The organism is Kitasatospora cystarginea (assembly GCF_039533515.1).
GTDB classification, from domain to species: domain Bacteria; phylum Actinomycetota; class Actinomycetes; order Streptomycetales; family Streptomycetaceae; genus Kitasatospora; species Kitasatospora cystarginea.
Window position 1 is genome coordinate 1 of record NZ_BAAATR010000143.1, and the last position, 1,895, is coordinate 1,895.

General features: G+C 74.4%; 1 protein-coding gene. It reads left to right on the forward strand.

Annotated features, from left to right (window positions below):
• Positions 1-1,895, forward strand: a 1,895-nt coding sequence (locus ABD369_RS40445) for a polyketide synthase dehydratase domain-containing protein (protein ID WP_344641636.1), incomplete at both ends; no start/stop codon positions are given.

A 1,895-nucleotide genomic window follows, 5' to 3' on the forward strand; every position in this document is an offset into this window, starting at 1 on the left:
CCGATCGTCTCCACCCTGACCGGCTCGATCACGGATGAGCTGCGCACCGCCGAGTACTGGGTGCGCCACGTCCGCGAGGCCGTCCGCTTCCACGACGTCATCCAGGCCCTGGAGCGCGGGGCCGTCCGCACGTACCTCGAACTGGGACCCGACAGCACCCTCTCCGCGATGGCGCAGGGGTGCGTGACCGAGGACGCGGCGTTCGCGCCCGCCCTGCGCCGGGGCCGCTCGGAGAGCCGGACCTTCACCAGCGCGCTCGCCCAGTTGCACGTCCGTGGCGCGAAGCTGGACTGGCAGGCCGTGTTCGCGGGCACCGGCGCCCAGCGCGTCGACCTGCCGACCTACGCCTTCCAGCAGGAGAACTACTGGCCGCGAGTCCGCTCCGGCCTGGTGGGGGACGTGGCGTCCGCCGGTCTGGGGACGGCCGATCACCCGCTGCTCGGCGCGAGCGTCGCACTCGCCGACGCGGACGGGCACCTCTTCACCGGACGGCTGTCGCTGGACTCCCACCCGTGGCTGGCCGACCACGCCGTGGCCGACACGGTGCTGCTGCCCGGAACCGCCTTCGTCGAGCTGGCGGTCCGAGCGGGCGACCAGGTGGGCTGCAGCCGCGTCGAGGAGCTGACGCTGGAGGCGCCGCTGATCCTGCCGGCCAAGGGCGCGGTCCAGGTCCAGGTCTCGGTGGGCACTTCGGACGACTCCGGCCGGCGTGCCGTCAGCCTGCACTCCAGGGCCGAGGACGCGCCGCTGGGCGAGCCGTGGACGCGTCATGCGACGGGACTGCTGGCGGAGGGCGGTGCCGCGGAGTCCTTCGATCTCGTGGAGTGGCCGCCGGCGGGCGCGGAGCCCGTACCGGTCGACGGGCTGTACGAGGGGTTCGCGGGGGCCGGGTTCGGCTACGGCCCGGTGTTCCAGGGGTTGCGGGCCGCCTGGCGGCGCGACGGCGAGCTGTTCGCCGAGATCGCGCTGCCGGAGGAGAGCCGGGGTGAGGCGGATCTGTTCGGGCTGCACCCGGCGCTGCTGGACGCGGCGCTGCACGGGGTGGCGCTGGGTGGTCTGGTGGAGGACACCGGCCAGGGCCGGCTGCCGTTCGCGTGGTCGGGGGTGTCGCTGTTCGCGGCGGGCGCCTCCGAGCTGCGGGTGCGTCTTGTGCAGGTCAGCGGCGACGCGGTGTCGTTGGCGGTCGCGGACGGTACGGGTGTGCCGGTCGCATCGGTGGAGTTGCTGGTGCTGCGGCCCTTCGCGGCCGAGCAGTTGGCGGGTGCGGGCGGCGAGGAATCGCTGTTCCGGACCGAGTGGACCGCCGCCGCCCTGCCGTCCGCCGCCACCCTCACCGATGCGGTGGTCCTGGACGTGGACGACGCTCTCGGCCTCACCGGTGTCGAGCGGTTCGCCGACCTGGACGCACTGGTGGCTGCGGGAGCGCCGGGTACCCAGACGATCATCGTTCCCGTCCGGCCGCAGGCGGACCCGGAGATGGCGGCCACCACCCGTACCGCAGTGCACGGTGCGCTCGCGCTGGTGCAGCAGTGGCTGGCCGAGGAGGCCGTCGCGGACACCCGCCTTGTGGTGGTCACCCGTGGTGCGGTGGCGACCGTCGGCACGGAGGCGCTGGACCTTCCCCCGGCCGCTGTGTGGGGTCTGCTGGGTTCGGCGCAGTCGGAGAACCCGGGCCGGATCGTGCTGGTCGACCTGGACGAGGACCCGGCCTCGCTGCGCGCCCTGCCGAACGCCGTCGAGAGCGGTGAGCCGCAGCTGGCGCTGCGTGCGGGTGCGGCCTTCGCGCCGCGTCTGGCGAGGGTCCCGGCGGTTGCCGAGGCCGAGCCGCTGGTGCTGGACCCGGAGGGGACGGTGCTGGTGACGGGTGCGACGGGCACCCTCGGTGCGCTGTTCGC